Here is a 1,842-nt window from a genome sequence, read left to right as displayed (position 1 = left end):
CAAGGGTAACTTCAATGTTTGGCATTTCTTTCTTAAGTTCAGCGACTGCGTAATCGTAAGGCTTCGATGTGTCATCGTCGAAATGATTGGTATAGATGCTAAGCTTAACAACTGCATCTGCTGGTGCTGCCGCGGTTGTCGCTGCTGGAGCAGAAGGAGTTGCACCCGCAGGTGCTGCTGGTGTTGCTTTTGAACCTGCGTCATTCTTCGATTCCGTGCCACATGCTGTAAGCGAAACTGCCATGATTGATGCGAGTGCGATACTGCTCAATTTCGTCCAGTCCCTCACTATGAATACCCCCAGTAATAAAATCCAGATTTTTTTGTAGCGCTTACATTTCTGATTTTAGGGGAAAAATGATTACGCCATAAGGTACGATTACGTCTTATAACGTACAAATCCCCCGTTTTCTGGCGGACAATTTTCATGTGAACGGTCTTTTCTCCTCGCTTTATAACTTTACTTTTATGGGGGGAGCCAAATTAGGCAAAAGACTTACGTCATCTAATCAATATTAGAATATATTGTTAAACGTAGACTCCTCCCCTTACCGCACCGCCGATCCCCATCGGCGAGGCGGATTTCTTATGCTTTCAGTTTGGCGAAGGGGCGGAAATCTCTCGTCAAGGCGAGGAGCAGGCTCCCTTTCAAATAGAAGTCGTCTTTCACCCGCCATGTATGGCTCAACTTATTTTTACGACGGATATACACGTAGTTAAAAGGTGTTGTTGCGAAAGTTTTAAATCCATTACGCTTACAGGCTCTGAGGAAAACCACGTCTTCCCCTAGTGAGCGATCAGGAAACTGCACCTTTTTAAGCACACGTCTATGGAACAAAATCGTGCCTCCCTGCACAAACTTAGCTTCTTTGTTCTGCTCATGAGGCGATCGAATAAGCAGTTTATTAGCTGCCGCGAGACAGACCAGGCAGGCATGCTTGCCAACAATATCACTATTCGTCCTGAATACGTCTATATGTGAAAATTTGTGAAACAAAAAAAAAGAAGCCCGCCTAAGCGGGCTCCTTGCTAAACTTAATGCATCGCATTCATCGTCGAATGCTTAACGATAACGCGGCGGATGAAGAATGCCACGGCTAATCCGATGAGTGTCACAGTCATAGCAAATAAAAATACGTTCTGGGAACCGAGCATCATGGCTTTAGCTGCCTCGACTGGTTCGCTCGGCTTCGAAGAGCTGACGAGGTACTTCTCCATGCCACTTGTTAGAATGCTGATTGCGATGGCTGTACCGATAGCTCCTGCAACCTGTTGCAACGTGTTCATGACTGCTGTACCGTGCGGATAAAGTTCCGGCGGAAGTTGGTTAAGTCCGTTCGTTTGCGACGGCATCCATACCATGGAGATACCAACCATGAGTCCAATGTGCAGAACAACGATAAAGGCCACTGAAGAGGCAACGGTGATACTGGAGAAAAACCATAACATCACAGCTACAATAGCGAGACCTGGGACTACAAGCCATTTGGGCCCATACTTATCGAATAAACGTCCCATGCGTGGTGACAGGATCCCGTTCAACGCGCTGCCCGGAAGCAGCATGAGCCCTGTTGTAAATGCGGATAGTTTCATCCCATTTTGCAAATACATCGGTAAAATAATCATGGTAGACAAGATAATCATCATACATGACAGTACAAGAAGTAATCCGATAATAAACATCGGGTACTTGAAGACACGCAAGTTCATCATTGGCTCGCGCATCGAGATCTGGCGAAGTGCGAATAGCACTAGAGAGATCAGGCCGATTATGATCGATGAGAGAACGATTGCGCTACTCCAGCCACCCTCTCCTTCACCTGCTTTACTGAAGCCAAAGAC

Annotated in this window: 2 protein-coding genes and 1 pseudogene; all 3 read right to left on the bottom strand. The window is 46.4% G+C overall.

Annotated features, from left to right (window positions below; all coding sequences use genetic code 11):
* A pseudogene (locus AC1DUA_RS35885) lies at nucleotides 1-289 on the bottom strand (hypothetical protein); the annotation flags it as partial.
* A gap of 297 nt (nucleotides 290-586) precedes the next feature.
* Nucleotides 587-997, bottom strand: a complete 411-nt coding sequence (locus AC1DUA_RS35880) for a hypothetical protein (RefSeq protein ID WP_477504277.1) — start codon at nucleotides 995-997, stop codon at nucleotides 587-589.
* Nucleotides 998-1,035: 38 nt separating this feature from the next.
* On the bottom strand, nucleotides 1,036-1,842 hold an 807-nt coding region (locus tag AC1DUA_RS35875; protein WP_477504276.1), incomplete at its 5' end, for an MFS transporter.

The sequence above is a fragment of the Paenibacillus sp. 01T422 genome (assembly GCF_056398785.1).
This window is presented reverse-complemented; position numbering and strand designations above follow the sequence as displayed.